The sequence below is a fragment of the Stenotrophomonas sp. 86156_Sma genome (assembly GCF_056481625.1).
In genome coordinates this window covers 2,599,543-2,614,825 of the sequence record NZ_CM151157.1, presented here as the reverse complement: position 1 = coordinate 2,614,825, position 15,283 = coordinate 2,599,543, and the positions used below count along the sequence as shown (strand labels likewise).

Genomic DNA, 15,283 nt, shown 5'->3' with positions numbered 1-15,283 from the left:
CCGCTGAGTGATCGCCCTGCCCTGTACTTTTGCGCTTCCGATAAGATATATTTATCGGAACTCAGGCTATTTTTAAGCCCTACTTTCAATCACTTATGAGCGACCTTCTTCCAGCTCTGACCACCGCGGCTCCTGCCAATCCGACTGTGGCGCAGCTCTCGCAGTCCTCGGCGGACGCGGTGCGCGAAGTCTTCGCCGAAGCGGCCTCGGCCAACACCACGCGCAGTTACGCCACCGCCTTGCGCTACTGGGCGGCCTGGTACCAAGGCCGCTACGGAGTGGTCATCGCCATGCCGGTCGACGCGTCTTGCGTGATCCAGTTCATCATCGATCATCTGGCCCGGCGCTCAGGCGATGCCCTGACCTGGGAGCTGCCGCCGACACTGGATGCGCTTTTGGTGGAAGGCAAATTCAAGCAGCGCCAAGGACCGCTCAAGCTGTCGACCATCGTCCACCGCGTTGCGGTGCTCTCCAGCGCCCATCAATTGCTCAAGCTGGCCAATCCCTGCGAAAGCAGCGAGGTTCGGCAGCTGCTGGCCAAGGGCCGTCGCGCCGCACATAAGCGCGGCGAGCGGCCGAGCAAGAAGACGGCGATCACTGCGACCGAATTGATGGCGATGATTGCGACCTGTGAGGACGATCTTGTTGGGAAACGTGATCGTGCCCTGCTCTACTTCGCCTTCGCCAGTGGTGGGCGCCGTCGGAGCGAGACGGCCCATGCCGTCTTGAGCAAGCTTGCGCCGATCGACGGCGGCTACCTCTACCACCTGGACGTCGGCAAAACGCTTCAGGAGGGCGTCAAAGCAGGCGGCTCGCCGGACAAGCCCTTGTTAGGTCCACCGGCCGAAGCGCTTCGCACCTGGATCGAAGCGGCTGGACTGCAGGAGGGTGCCCTCTTCCGCCAATTGACACGCGGGAAAGTTGGGGCCGGCTTGTCACCCAAGTCGGTGGCCACCATCATCCAGAATCGCGCCCGCGCTGCCGGATTGGTGGGGAGCTTTGGCGGTCACAGCCTACGATCGGGTTTCGTAACGGAAGGTGCTAGGCAAGGAATTGCCCTGCCAGCCATTATGGCAATGACCGATCACCGATCGGTGGTCAGTGTCATCGGCTACTATCAAGCCGGTGCGGCCGAAACGAATCCGGCGGCTCGGATGCTGGAAGCTGCCGCAAGGTCAAGTGCAGAGTGCCCCATAGGGCGGTATGGAGACACGACGAGCACTGAGTCCTAGGCAATCGTGCGGTCAAACTAGTAGAAGTATCCTTTGATCGTCGCGGCTTCGCTGCGATCTATCACTGTCGGTCTCTGATGAGCCCCCGTCGCAGTCCGCCCTCACGTCACGGAGATCGGGTGATCTGTGCCCGATGCTTGAGTCGGCCGTCTCCAATAAATCGCGCACGGCTACACCAAAGATCCTGCGATGCTTGGCGGTGCGAAAGGCAATGGCCACTCGTCCCTGACGTCCGATTTGCCGCTCTCGCATGGCAAGAAGAATCCCGTTTATGCGGTCATGGTCGAAGGTCCGGACGGCACCAGATTGCAAGCAGAAGCGGAGCTTCGTCTCGACCACTTTCGACCTGGCGGTTACAAACTGATTGCCTATCTCCCTAGACTCGATAAAGCTGATGTGCCCGTGAGTAGCAAAGTCTGGAAGGTGTAAGTCGAGCCTCCGTTTCGGGCCGACAGCTGCCATGCTTCACCCCCGATATTCCCCCCTGCCCCCCTTGTTCCGTTGATGTCCGCCTGCGGCCACATGCGTCCGAACAGCCGTTCTCGCGTCCGTGCGAGTGACCGATGTGATCGACGACGGATATACTTCGATTCACAATGCCGCTCGATGCGGCGACGGCATACCCGCTGGTGCTCGACGCCCCCGGGTTATGCTGGAGCGGCTCCCTTTTCTCAGGTTCGCACCCACTACCCAATCCATATTTATGGCCTCGAAAGCGCCCCAAAATTCGCAGCCATCCGCTGCTACAGCTCCCGCAACGGTGCCGGCGGAGGGCGAACGCCGAGCGCTTCGTGGATACGTCGGCCAGTACGAGCGCGCGGGCGCTGCCATCTATGCCGCGCTTGAGCGCGACGAGCTGCTTTGGATTGGCGTCGCTGACCGCAACGCGGGCATTGCGGACGACCTGGTACTAGGCTTCGATGGATTGGTGGTCGGTCACCAGTTCAAGACGTCCAAGTTCCCAGGCACTTTCACTGTTGAGACGCTGTTTACTGGTGCCAATGGTCTCTTGAAGCCCCTAGTTCAAGCTTGGCAGTGCCTGTCCAAGGACAACCTAGGAAGTCGCGTCGAGATTCACTTGGTCGTCAACGACTTTCCATCGGTTACCGACAAGCCAGGCGACGGCCGGCTGCGGCACAGCGCTGCATTTCTCGAGGAGTTCCAACAGCATCCAAATCGGTCGCTGTCGGATTGGTCCGCGCGAGGATGGAGCCGACTGATCGACCACCTGCGCCGCGAAGCCGGCTTAAATGATGACGACTTCGAACAGTTCATGCACGCCCTGCGCGTGGTGTGCGGAGCTGCAGCGAACTTCATCCAGTCGCACAAGCTGAATGCGGAGCAGGCGAGACAGGCATGCGAGATTGCCAGCGTGCTTCCCAAGCTAGTCGCCGATGAACGCGACAAGGACAGGTGGACGCGTGACGAGCTGCTTCGTGAGCTTGGATGGCGCGATCCCGTCAAGACTTTGCTCATCCATCGGTTCCCGGTCGGCGCCTATGTTCAGCGCAATCGGGACACTGAGGTCAAGCTACTAGCAGCGCTTCATGCCTCCAATCACGGCTACGTCTCACTCATAGGACCACCTGGCTCCGGAAAATCCACTCTCCTGCAGGTTGCGTTGGCCACTGAAGCAAGTGTTCGGCTCGTTCGTTACTTGGCGTACGTGCCGGGCGCGGCTCAAGGCGTGGGTCGTGGGGAGGCAGACAACTTTCTGACCGACGTAGGTACGCAACTGCGGAACAGCGGTTTAGTTGGACTTCGTCTTCGCGATGACTCGCTATCTGAGCGCCGCGAACAGTTCGGCGTCCTGCTACGGCAGGCTGGTGAGCGCTTCACTCGCGAAGGGATCCGTACAATCATCGTTGTCGACGGGCTAGACCATGTGCCACGCGAAGAACGGCCGACCAATTCGTTTCTGGGAGAGCTGCCTCTTCCCGCGGCAATCCCAAACGGGGTCGTGTTCGTGCTCGGCACGCAACGGTTGGATCTCGCTAATCTGAAGCCCGCCGTAAGAGCGCAAGCGGAGAAGAGAGAGCGACAGGTTCTCATGGGGCCTCTCGGTCGCGAGGAACTCACCTGGATGGCGGATGCGCTAGGCTTGCCTGCCGAGATTCCAAGATTGGATCTCAGCAATCTCACGCATGGCCACCCGCTGGCAACGCGCTACTTGATTCAGGCACTGCTGCAAGCTGACGAAGCTGGTCGCAAGCACCTTCTTAGCGGCGGGATGCCGTTCGACGGCGATATTGAGACTGTATATTCAGCTGCTTGGCGCGAGATCGCAAACGATGTCGATGCCATGGATGTGCTGGGCTTCATCGCTCGGGCTGAGGCACCCATGGACCTGCGACTGCTGGCCACGATGGTCAAGGAGTCCTCGATTGAACGCGCCCTGGTCATTGCGCAGCACCTGCTCCGCAGTTCATCCCGGGGATGGAGCGTCTTCCACAACAGCTTTAGGCTATTCGTCATCGCTCAACCGCGAACCCGCCTCGGGAGCGTCGACGCTGAATACTCGCAGCGCGTATACCGCAACCTTGCCCAGTTGGCGAAGAGCGCGCCACCTGAATCGGCACAGTACTGGCTTGAGCTGCGCTACCGCGCCCGTGCTGGCGACGGTGCCGATGTACTGGCATTGGCGATGCCCGCTCGCTTCAGGCAGCAGCTGGCTGACGGGCGTTCTATCGCCGAGATTCACGCCGACATCCGCCTCGCCCTGCTGGCAGTGCGTGAAACGCACGACGCAACCGCCTTTACACGGCTGCTGCTGTGTCGTGACGAAGTAGATCGGCGCAAATCAGCCCTTGAGTACGCCAACCAACTCCCGCTGGCTATGCTGGCGGTGGGGAACATTGAAGCAGCCGTCTCCCTCGTGCAGGACTTCCCCAGCCAGGGCTACGAGGTCGTCGACGCCCTACTAGCGCGAGGCGACTTCGACCGCGCGAAGGAGCTGTTTGAAAGCCTCGAACCGCTATCGCAGCTCCATACGCCCAAGTTCAGAAACTACGGGCACCAGCACAACATCAAGGAATTCGAAAGATGGGCAATGCGCGCCGTCCACTTCCGAGACACCGAGCAGATCCAGATAGCGGTTGATCATCTCGCCGCAGAGGGTCTACGGGAGCCGGAAAAGGTGGATCCGCAATCTGCCGTCGCGCTGCGGCTGCATCTTAGGAGGGAAGCCGCAAAGGCGATGCTCGTTCAGAAGATTGGCTCCGATCCTCAAGAACTATGTAGCAAGCTCGGAGTAGCCAACGAAGATAAGCCGTCGGTGATGGTTCACGCAGGGCTTGCGGCCAGTCGACGTGGCGACGTTGGGCAAGCGCTTGCGCTGTTTGATAGTGCCGTCGCTCTTCCCGGGTTCGGGGAGGTACCAAACGGCTACCGTCGTCGGATGGCGCTGATCGCATTCGAAGCTGGCCGTCGTGACCTAGCCGAGGCCCTGTTCGACAAGCTGGTCGCACCGATGATCTCCATGTGCGACGACAAGACGGACCTGGCTGGGCTGGGCAATCTGGTCGGCGCAGTGATGCATCACACGAGGCTTTGCACGCTGCTCAAGAGGCCACTGCCAAGCGTGACACCGTCGAAGCACACCTTCCTTCATCCACTCCAACAGCACGCTTCGACGATAGGTGTGCTTCTAGGTCGCGCTGCCGGCGTCAACGGGTCCCTATCGGCAGGCGGCATCCAAGGCATAGCCCGCACGTCCCTTGGGTATGTCCTACGTCTCGCATCAGAAGGCGGCAGCGAGTCATACCGTATCCAGCAGTCTTTGAAAGCGATCCCCACGCTCGTGCAAGCGCTGCTGAGGCTCGGCGCCGAGCGCGGTGAAACTGAGTATCGCGCGGTACTTGGGGAGGTTGACTCAGCCATCGCCTCATCGACGTCGAAGGGAACTGCTTACCTGCGACGCAGATTGGCTGTCGATGCATATCGCGTTGACGGTGATCGTGCGGCGGCGGCGGATCGGCTTAATGCCCTCGTGGCGGAGCTTAAAGAAAGTACACCAAGCGAGCAGATCGACGGGCTAGCGAATCTAACCATCGGGTTGGCTGCGGTCGGGGAGTTAGAGCGGGCGAAACAGTTGCTGGCGACGGTTCCTGAGCAATGCCTTGGCTATGCCTTGGCTCCCAAGAAAGACCCGCAGTACGCGATCTGGCGAAACATTCTAGCTCTCGCGAACGCAGCTGACCCGGAAAGCCGTGTCAAGCGGGTCTCAGACCTGATGCGTCAGGTCGGTGGCATGACCAAAACGGAAGGGTCGTCGGCCGCGCATCGCCTTACGATGGCACTGATTAAGGAAGCGATGCAGGTTGGACCTCGCTTCGGCTTCGAGGTGTCAAAGACACTGGCGGATTGGCATCTAATCGGCTGGCCGAATCGTGTCGACCTGCTCATGACGGGGATGGTCAGGCGAAACCCGGAACTCGTCTTGGCATGCGCAACCGTCTGGTGCGGTCTGTGCCTGCCATTCTATATGGAACCTCACTACCGGGATCCGTCCCATGTTGGTGACTTCATCGACGCCTCCGCGGACGCAGCCGGCCCTGACCAGATTGAACCGCTCGCTCTGATGCTGCTTGGGGCGGTCGAGGTAGCCAGCAGAGCGCACGAGAGAATCACGCTGCTCCAGCGCATTCACAAGGCTTCCGGAAAGCATGGATTCTCGTCGCCTGAGCTCGAAGCCGCCATCGCTCGGTGGACGCCAGAAGCGCCGGAGCCTCGACACTCGTATACGCCTAACAAGTACGCCTCGGAAGCTACTCTCGAGGATCTTGAACTCGCGTTTGAAGCAGATAGCGACGAGCTGAACCACAACGCCCCGGACCGTTTCGAAGATCTGGCAGACACAGCTCCGCTTCATCTGGCGCGAAGGGTCTTTGAGCGCTGGCAGGTATTGCAGGACAACGCACGCTGCCGCTTCCTGATGGTGGAGCGGTTTGCTGCGGCCGATGAGGTCGATTACGCCAAGAAGCTTATGCAAGGCTACGAGACAAGCAACGACCCCTGGAGCTCCTGGAGCCAGTGGATGGGTGGCGGCAGGTTCTTCTACTTTAAGGCGAAGAAGCTTCTGCACGGATCATCCACATGCCTTGCGGCCTTCGAGAACATAGTCGATTCAGTGACGACGGGCCAGGAGAATACCCAGGCACTGCTCACAGAGCTGGATTCGATACTGCCGGTCATCAGCTTGACGCCAGATTGGCCGGCTATCTGGTCGCTGCTTGAGGAGCAGATGACCTGCACTCGCGAGTTCCAGTTGGGGCGGCCCTTCCAGTCGAGCGAGCTACCACTCAGCGACACGGACCTTTTGGAGGATTTGCTGCACTTTGCCTATCGGCTTCCCATTGCAGAGGTTCAGCGGCATGCGCGCAATTGCGCGCTGAGCTTGGCAAGGCAAGCCGGACAGGGTCAATCTTTGTTCACATCTCTTATCCGGCGACTTATGGACGGTGAGTTGGACGCCCCCTTGCAAGCACTCGGAACGCTGCTCGCTGCCGACAGCGCGAACCTCGAGCCCGTATTGGGCCGCGCCGTAGCTGCAATGGTCAGTCACCGTGACATTGCGGTAGCCGAGTCAGCCACGCTCTTGTCGCATCGGTGGGGGCTGGCTGTCTCTTTGGACGCGAAGCCACTGCCACTCTTCTATCTCCTCGAATTCAGTGACCTGCCAGAGAGCGACCAGGCATTCACGGACGAGAGAACTGGTGCAATGCGCGTCGAATCGCCGCTTGGCTGGACTCGTATGTTGCGCTCGACGGCACGTCACATTGCAAAGGCGGCAGACATCGAGGAGATGACAGTCCGCCGGCGCGCGGCGATGTTCATCCAGGATTGGGGTGGACTTGAGGCCTTCGGGCCCTCTGGTGTCAAAGAGCTTGAGGCTCAGCTTCGTGTCCTTGATATGCAGATCACTTACATGAAGCCACACGCCTACATTGCCATTGCTGCCCTTCGCCACGTCGCAGGGGAACTGCGCCTGGCCGGCAAGTTGGAGAGCCGGGACAGTCCGATGCTGTTGGAGAAGTTGGGCTACCCCCTTCCGCCTCGGCCATTGATGCTCCCGCGAGTTCGTCCCGAGTGGATTCGAAGGCCGCTGATTGACCGAAGTGCCGGTTGGTCCGAGCGAGAGCAGAAGTGGATTGACGAGGTTGACGGCGATGTTGCCCCTTTCCTGGCGCACTGCGACGGCCAAGTCGTGGCCGAGGTGTCTCGCTTCCATATCCACAAGGCACGACTGTCAGAGCACCGCTTCTATCGCTTTAGAGCACCTTGGGCAGAGACTGATAGTGAAGACTTCGACGATTGTTACGCCAAGCTGCCTATCGCTGTTTGGCTAGGCCAGTACGTCCCACTCGACAATGATCTGGCACCAACGCTGGTAAGGCGAGTTGTCTGCTCCGTGGACATGGGCTTTGACACAGCGGCCAATCCGTTTGCATTATGCCCAAACTGGGTTGAGGGGCTTCGCTGGCGCGCTCATGACGAGACACCGAGCGTATTCTTCGATGCGAGCGGAACGGTGGTCGCAGAGCTTCACTGGTGGCGTGACGCTGGCCCGGTTGGAATCGATGCGGATTCTCTGTGGGGCGAGGGTTGCTACCTCGTTGTGACGCCGGCTGGCCTGGAACAACTCACCGCCGCTTGTGGGAAAGAGTCCTTAGCCGTTAACGTGTTCGCAAGCAGGCATATAGAGCAGCCGAGTAATTGCGGGCAAACTCTCCTAAGAACGGCGAAGGGCGGATACTCGGTCTAAGGCCATCCATACTCCGCTTCGATCCTAGACGCTTAACTACAGGCTGTTATCGCTGACGACAGCCCTTCTGGCGTAAGAACTGGAACGACCGCTATGCGTCGGAAGCAGCCATTGCCCTACCACGATAGACACCCCGAATCCATGTTTGGCCTTGAGCCTGCTTCGGTCCATCGCTGTTGGAGCCAAGGCTGAACCTAAAGCCCATCCTTCCTGGGCACATCGGATAAATCGGGAGAGACTTCACTATCTTCTAGCCGGTCACTCCCAGAATTCGCGCGGAGCCTGGAAAAGAGGCAGAGTCGAATCTTGGCGCTAGTCGAAGTGACACCATTGGTCCAGATCTCTCCTAGATCTTTGAGCGCAGCCTGCACCCACGCTGCCCCGCTGCCCCGCTACCCGCTGAGGTGGCCGGCCTGCATACGCCCACGGCCCAGCAGATCCGACTGGGCCATGTTGGGCGTCACAACCTGGAGCGGCTCACCTGGCGATGCCAGCTGGCCCCAAAATCGGCCGGACCACGCAAAGCGCCGTCTGTCACCACAGAGATACGCCGAAGAACAGCGTTCATCCGGCGGTTCTTCGGCGACCTGCTACCAAGGACTTACTGGGTCCCAAGCTGCTTGAGTGACAGTCCCGCCTGAGTTGCCGCCCTGTTGCTGTTCGGCCACAGCTGATTGTGCCCGCGTAGAACCAATCAGTGTGCACAGGTGCGGATTTCGGTGAACGTGACCGCTCATTTCGCTAACAACGTGACCGGTGGCTTCACCCGATTGCGCGGGGTTTAAATTCTAACCGCATCGGTCACGATGCGGCTTCTTCCTCCGTGTTTTTCCTCCGTAGTGACTCGCCTTTCATCACGATTCGGTAGGCGTTGTGTACCAGGCGATCGAGCAAGGCGTCGGCCAGCGTGGGGTCGTTGATCCAGCCGTGCCAGTGCTCGACGGGAAGCTGGCTGGTCAGGATGGTGGAGCGGCTGCCGGCGCGGTCGTCGATCACTTCCAGCAGGTCATGCCGGGCATTTTCCTCCAGCGCCGCCAGGCCCCAGTCGTCCAAAATCAAGACATCGACCTTGGCCAGCTGTTGCAGGGTGCGCCCGAAGCTACCGTCGCCGTGGGCGATGCGCAGTTGCTCCAGCAGGCGCGGGGTGCGCAGGTACAGCGCGCTGTAGCCCTGGCGACAGGCTTGGTGGCCCAGGGCGCAGGCGAACCAGGTCTTGCCGACGCCGGTCGGGCCGGTCAGCAGCAGGTTGTGCCGTTGACGGATCCAGTCACCACTGGCCAGGGTCGCGATCAGGCGCTCGTCCAGCGTGCGGCCACGGCGCCGGTCGAGGTCTTCCAGGCAGGCGCTGGCGTACTTGAGCTTGGCCTGTTTACGCAGCCGCTCCAGGCGCTTGTCGTCGCGCCAGGCCAGCTCGCGGTCGAGCAGCAGGCCGAGGCGCTCATCGAAGCTCAGGCTGTGGCTGGCCGGCAGCGTCCATTGTTCTTCCAGTGCTCGGGCCATGCCGCCCAGCCGCAGTTGGTGCAATTGGCTCAGGGTGTGTTGGGTCATCATCGAACAGCTCCTCTTGGGTGTAGTAATCGGCGCCACGGACGTTCTCGTGACTGCTGGGTTGTGCTGCCGGCGTCGCGGGCTTGGGCAGTGGTTGCTGGTCGAGGCCTTGCTTGAGCAGGTTGCGCACGGTGCGGCCGTTAAGCGCCCGCAGTTGCACGGCGCGGCTGGCCGCCGCCTCCAGGCGCGCGTTACCGTACTGGCGCGCCAGCGAGAGCAGGCCCAGGCAGGCGCGATAGCCCATCTCCGGGTGCGGTTTGTGGGTCAGTTGGTGCTCGACGATCTGCCGGGTTTGCGGGCCGATTCGCTCACCCCAGTCGAGCAGGCGCTGCGGCGTCCACTCGCGGTGCGCCTTGTGCGAGGCCGGCATGTGTTCGCTCTGGGTGCTGTAGGCGCCGCGCCGCTGAAGTCGCAAGTGGCTGGCGACCCGCCGGTTGCCGTGCAGGACTTCCACGGTATGCGCGCTCAGCCGCACATCGACGCTCTGCCGGGCCAGGGCCGAGGGTACGCTGTAGAAGCCGCCGTTCACTTCGATGTGGTAGTCGATGTTGACCTTGCAGCGCTTGAAGGTCACCACCTCGTAGGGATGCTGTGGCAGCGGCCGCAGCACCGGTTGATCGAGCCGCTCGAACCACTCCCGGCGGCAGCCATCGAGCTTCTTGAACGGGCGCTGGTTCAAGTCCTCCAGCAGCTTGGCAATCGCCTGGTTGAGCGCGTGCAGGCTGAAGAACTGCTGGTGGCGCAGCCGCGCCATGATCCAGCGTTCGACGACCTGTACCGCCACCTCGGCCTTGGCTTTATCCTGCGGCTTACGCGGCCGCGCCGGCAGCATCACCGTGTCGTAATGCCGGGCGCACTCCAGCGCGGCGCGGTTCAAGCCCGGCTCGTAGCGGTCGGGATGGGCGATCAGGGCGCGCGGGTTGTCCGGCACCACCATCTCGCTGACCCCGCCAAAATAGCTGAATGCCTGACCCAGCGCGGTCAGCCAGTCCACCTGGGTTTCCCCCGGCGTGGCGCAGGCATAGGTGTAGTTCGAGGCCCCCAGCGCTGCGACGAAGATATGCGCCCGGCTGATCTCGCCGGTGGCCGGGTCGATCACCGGCAGCGTCGGGCCGGCGTAGTCGATGAACAGCTTCTCGCCGGCCCGGTGCTGTTGACGCATCGAGCGTTTGAGGGTGCTGGCGTAGCGGCGGTAGTGCTCGACGAACTGGGTATAGCGGTAGGTCGGCTGCTCGGGATGGGCGGCGACGTACTCCTCCCACAGCAGTTGCAGGGTGACGCCCTTGCGCCGCAATTCGCGGTGGATCGTGATCAGATCCGGCACCACCCGCTCGCCGCGGGTCTGGCGAACCCTGGCAGTGGGCAACAGTGCCGCCGCCAGCGCCACCTCATCCAGCACGGCCAGCGCCGGCCACTCCATCCCGGTTTCAGCGGCTGCGGTGACGTACTTACTGACGACGCCCTTGGACAGCTGCAAGGCCCGGGCGATCTTCTCGTGAGAGAGGCCGCCCTCGAACTTGAGGCGCAGACATTCTTTGATATTACGCATGGCTACTCGCTGCGCCGCCATCCCTCTACTCCCCGAAATCGGGCGAGGGTGACGGTCGCGTCAGGTCATGCGCAACGGGGTGGAAGCGTTTCGCTAAGCCGTGACCGACGATTTCGGTAAGTCGTGACCGCCTGTTTCGGAGCAGGCTGGAAATCGGTCACGTTGATAGCGAAATGAGCGGTCACGCGTTAGCGAAATGTCCGGTCACGATCTACCGAAACAGCCGGTCACGGTGGGCCGAAATACGCACACAGGGTCCTTTCATCTATGTACATCGAATTCACAATGAGCCAACAGGACCGAGTATCTATGCGGGGCGCAACACCAAGATGACTAGCCGGCTCCATCTCACCCATACGCATCATTCAAAGCGCTGTTCCCGTCGACTTTGATCTTGCGCCTCCCGCTGTCGCTCTCTTCGCACTGTGAGCTCGACCCGTTCAAGCCTTTCCGCCGCAAGATTTCTCACTTCAGCCAATGGATGCTCCAGCAGCTCAGCAAAAGCCTTGGCCCGAATTTCTATGATGTCAGCCAACGAGCTAGACCAACTCATGGGCTGGATTCCGGCAAACATCACATCGACGATGCATTGCTTGTCCACTGCGGCTTCCAGCAAGCCTTTGATGGACGCACTGAGGACAACGCGTTTGGGATGTTCTAGTGGTATATCGGTTGCCTCTACAGTTGAGTAGGCGCAGGTCGCTGCGGCAACACGCACGATCCGATCTTGATCACCTCGACACCAGGTAATCAGCCGATCCACCGGCATACTATTGAGTGACGGCGAAGCACCTCCGAAACGACACTTGAAAACGCGATCAATCAAACGACGCTCCCTATCGTCGCCCGTGAAGATCTCTCCAAGGACAATCTCCGGGAAGTTGCGGAATAGCGTTGTCATGAGGACTTCGAAATCAGAGCTGCGAATTCTAAGATCATCCAACGCTTCGCAAAGCAACCTCACGATCTCCTTCACTTCCTGTTCTGGAGCAGACTCGGATAGGCACTGCTGGGCGATCCGCTTGGTCCCTCGGATGCGATTCAATTCAGTCTGTCCGCGCTTCCCCGCGAGTAGAGCGCGAATGGCGTCGCGCCCTGTCGAAAGGAGATCTTCACTCGGCACGTAGTTTCCGCCCCTCCCCGCGAAGAATCGCATTTCTAGCACACTAAGCGTGGTGTAGAAGCCATCATGGCGCTGGTTCAATATGGTGAACAGCTCCGCGAGCTCGCTGTCGGTAAGGGACTCGTGCATGCGGCCATAGGCAAGCTGTCCAAACCGCCACGCTTCGAACTCTTCCCCTCGAGCCAACTCAATCAGCATATTGAACCCCCATGGGCCAATCTTGATGGCGCTGAGCAGGTAGATGAAGAACGTCCGCAACAAGGGATGATCTAGCACCCGCTCCAACATCACCATGGCCAAGCGGGGGTCGATATCGTTTGCAGCGCTGATATAGCCTTGAAGCACCTGTGGATTGAGCTTCGCAGGCGCCTGCAGTTGCACCAGGCTCAAAAGACGCTCATAAGTGGCAATTAGGTCGACGCTGCCTTGCGCCAGCCCAATGCCGAAAGTATGCAGTGCATCGAACTCGCCCGACCAAAGCCCTGGACCCAATCGCTCTAAGCAACCTAGCTCTGCTGCGGCCATCTCACCAAGAGAGATGACCTTCTCTTTGATCATCTCGTCACTGAAGGTTACTTGCTCCCCCCTACTCTCGATGTGATCCCAAGTATTGGACAGCACATAGGCCTCGATCTCCGAATAGAGGCCGGATGGTGCCGCAACGCGCGAAAGTGACTCCAGCCGAGCCAGTAGATCAGGATGAGCTGAGTCGCCATCGAAGCCAAGCGTCTTCTTTACCGAGACCCACATCTGCGGCCATTCCCCTTTCGAAGCATGACTTCTGACTATCTCCTCGAGATCATCAAAACAGCCCGCAAACGTCCATAGTTCCCGGAAATGACCTGCCAGAAGTGAGCGCGCCCAGTCGCGAAGAGTCAAGTCATCGCATGTCAGCACCGGTCGCAGCAAGTTCAAGAAGCCGACATACCACTCGAGCTCTTCGGCACGCGTTCGCGGCTGCCAGCCAGCATCACGTCTGCGTGCACCGAAGTCGAACGCCGAGAAAGACGTCCAGTGCGTCGCTTCGAACGCAGCATGGAACAGCTCGGCTGCGATCTCGCGATGCCTCTCGGTGCCCGACTCGAGTAGCTTGCTGACAAACGCACACCGCCGTTCTGGTCGCGCCAGCGTACCTGACAGGTGCAACGAGAACAGATGCCGCATCTGTCCAACTATGCTGTCCCTGTTCTCACCTGACTTCTCGGCCTCGGCGAACTTCAGCATGACCGTCGCAGCACGATCAAACTTATCCTCGTCGTAAGCTAGCTGGTGCAGCAGGCGCACGAACAACCTGAAGTTTCGGTTCTCGCGCGAGGCAAAGCCTGGCTTGGTTGCGGCGTTCTCGATCAGCTGCAGCACGGTCTCCGGGAATACCGGCGCTATGTATAGCAATGCAGACAGCGTGCCTTCGTTACACGATCCAATATCATGCAGCGGTCCGCCGGGGCTCACCCAACTATTTGCCATCCGAACCGCAGGCCCGAAATCGTGCAGGTATCCCAGTCGATGCGCACATGAGACGAAAAGTCGGAGGTTCTCTGGCTTTAGCAGCTCGGCATTGATTGCGTCGACAGGGATGTTCTCCAGCGCACGCTTCGCCAAACGATTGGCAAGTGCATGAGGAAGAACTGCTCTCCACTCACCACGACTCTGCGCGAGCTGACGACGCATCAACTCAGCCTGAGCCCGATGCAGACCACGACGATCGAGGCCAACGATGGCACTTAGGACGCCAAGCTCATCATTGAACTCGGACGAGGAAACATTGAAGGAATAGACGAGCGATAGCGCTTCAGCGCATTCCAGAAGTTCATTGGACGCTCCTTTTCGTTGACTGAACAACCTATGGAAAAGGTCCTCGTCGGAGAAGTTTGTCAACGTCTCATCTGCATCTACCCGGCTGGCCAGCGCGATCGCGATGCGCGAATTGCCGCCGGAAAATTCGGCGATTTTGCCAGCGTTCAACTTCCCGATGTCTGGGTGCCGCCGCTGGATCAGCATCGAGACCGTCTCCTCGCTGCACGGCTCGAGGTGGATCACTTCGGTTTCCTCAGGACGATCGTCCGAGATGTCGTACTCGATTGTCAGAAGGCTGAGCATCGCGCTACTTGCGGAGACCTGCTTCTGCAACTGCCGATGCACGTCTGGCGGGCAGTTGTCCAGCACCAATTGAACCGCATGATCGTTAGCCACGATGTATGAAACTAGCTCGGATGCCGTCGGTGTCAAGTTCTCACCCAGGTCGGCGTAGATTGCGCTAGCTGGTGACAAGGCCTCCTCACCAACGTTCGCCTCAAACAGGGCCTGCGCGAATCGCGTCTTCCCCACTCCGGAGAGGCCGGTGATGCGAACCGCACTACCGCGGCGGCGCAACCGCTCTCGAGCTAGATGTATACCCTCAGAAACAGGCATGGGAGTCTTTGCGCTCGAGTTCGCGTCAATCACGCAGGGGTGGTCATCAACAAGGAATGCGTCGTTCTGGGCTGGGGGAGTAGCTGCCCACCTCCCGAAAGGCCTCCAGCCGGACAAGGGGCGGCCGAGGCGCGCACGAACCCACAGCGCAACGCTTGGATGCCGCCGTAGCCAAGTCGCCAATCGATCTCGACCATAGAAGTCAACGCGCAGAGACGCTTTTCCAGGAAGGATCCCCGCGACCGCCTCCATCGCCCGCACTCGACTCGCCAACATGCTGTCTGAACAATCGTCCTTGCCACTAACGATAATGTAGGCACCATCCCGATCGGCAAGATCTGCAAGTACGAGCTTTGGGGTGCCACCCTCCAACATCTCGTCCCTGCATGCCGCCGCACCCATAGCATGCTTCTTGACCTGGAAACCGCAGATCCCACGAGGAACAAAGCCGTCGTTGGACGGCAAGTCCATAGCCTCAATACGGACATCCAAACCGCCATCAGGCGCCTCCTGCGCACCTCCCCACATAACGTTCTTCGGCCGACGCCCCTTCTGGATTACCTCCGCTTCGCAAAGACGGGCAACCAATTCACGCAGATCGCCAGCACTGAGCGCTGTGATATCTACAGCATCAAGTTCAAAAAATCTCATGATTC

5 protein-coding genes are annotated in these 15,283 nt (G+C 60.1%); 2 read left to right on the top strand and 3 right to left on the bottom strand.

Annotation, left to right across the window (positions count from 1 at the left end; all coding sequences use genetic code 11):
- Positions 1-95 precede the first annotated feature (95 nt).
- A complete protein-coding gene (locus ACZK33_RS12175) occupies positions 96-1,232 on the top strand; it encodes a site-specific integrase (RefSeq protein WP_180855121.1) in 1,137 nt (378 codons plus the stop codon).
- Between the two features lie 703 nt (positions 1,233-1,935).
- Positions 1,936-7,995, top strand: a complete 6,060-nt coding sequence (locus tag ACZK33_RS12170) for a DEAD/DEAH box helicase family protein (RefSeq protein WP_180855123.1) — start codon at positions 1,936-1,938, stop codon at positions 7,993-7,995.
- An 801-nt stretch (positions 7,996-8,796) separates the two neighbouring features.
- Here ACZK33_RS12170 and istB read toward each other — a convergent pair.
- The 3 genes from istB to ACZK33_RS12155 form a co-directional block, all read right to left on the bottom strand.
- Positions 8,797-9,546, bottom strand: coding sequence for an IS21-like element helper ATPase IstB (gene istB / locus ACZK33_RS12165; RefSeq protein ID WP_013100941.1), 750 nt, complete (start codon positions 9,544-9,546; stop codon positions 8,797-8,799).
- Positions 9,434-11,113, bottom strand: a complete 1,680-nt coding sequence (istA, locus tag ACZK33_RS12160; protein ID WP_478453375.1) for an IS21-like element IS1162 family transposase — start codon at positions 11,111-11,113, stop codon at positions 9,434-9,436. The genes istB and istA overlap by 113 nt, the downstream gene beginning before the upstream one ends.
- 340 nt (positions 11,114-11,453) lie before the next feature.
- Positions 11,454-15,278, bottom strand: a complete 3,825-nt coding sequence (locus ACZK33_RS12155; RefSeq protein ID WP_226053466.1) for a hypothetical protein — start codon at positions 15,276-15,278, stop codon at positions 11,454-11,456.
- Between the last annotated feature and the right edge of the window lie 5 nt (positions 15,279-15,283).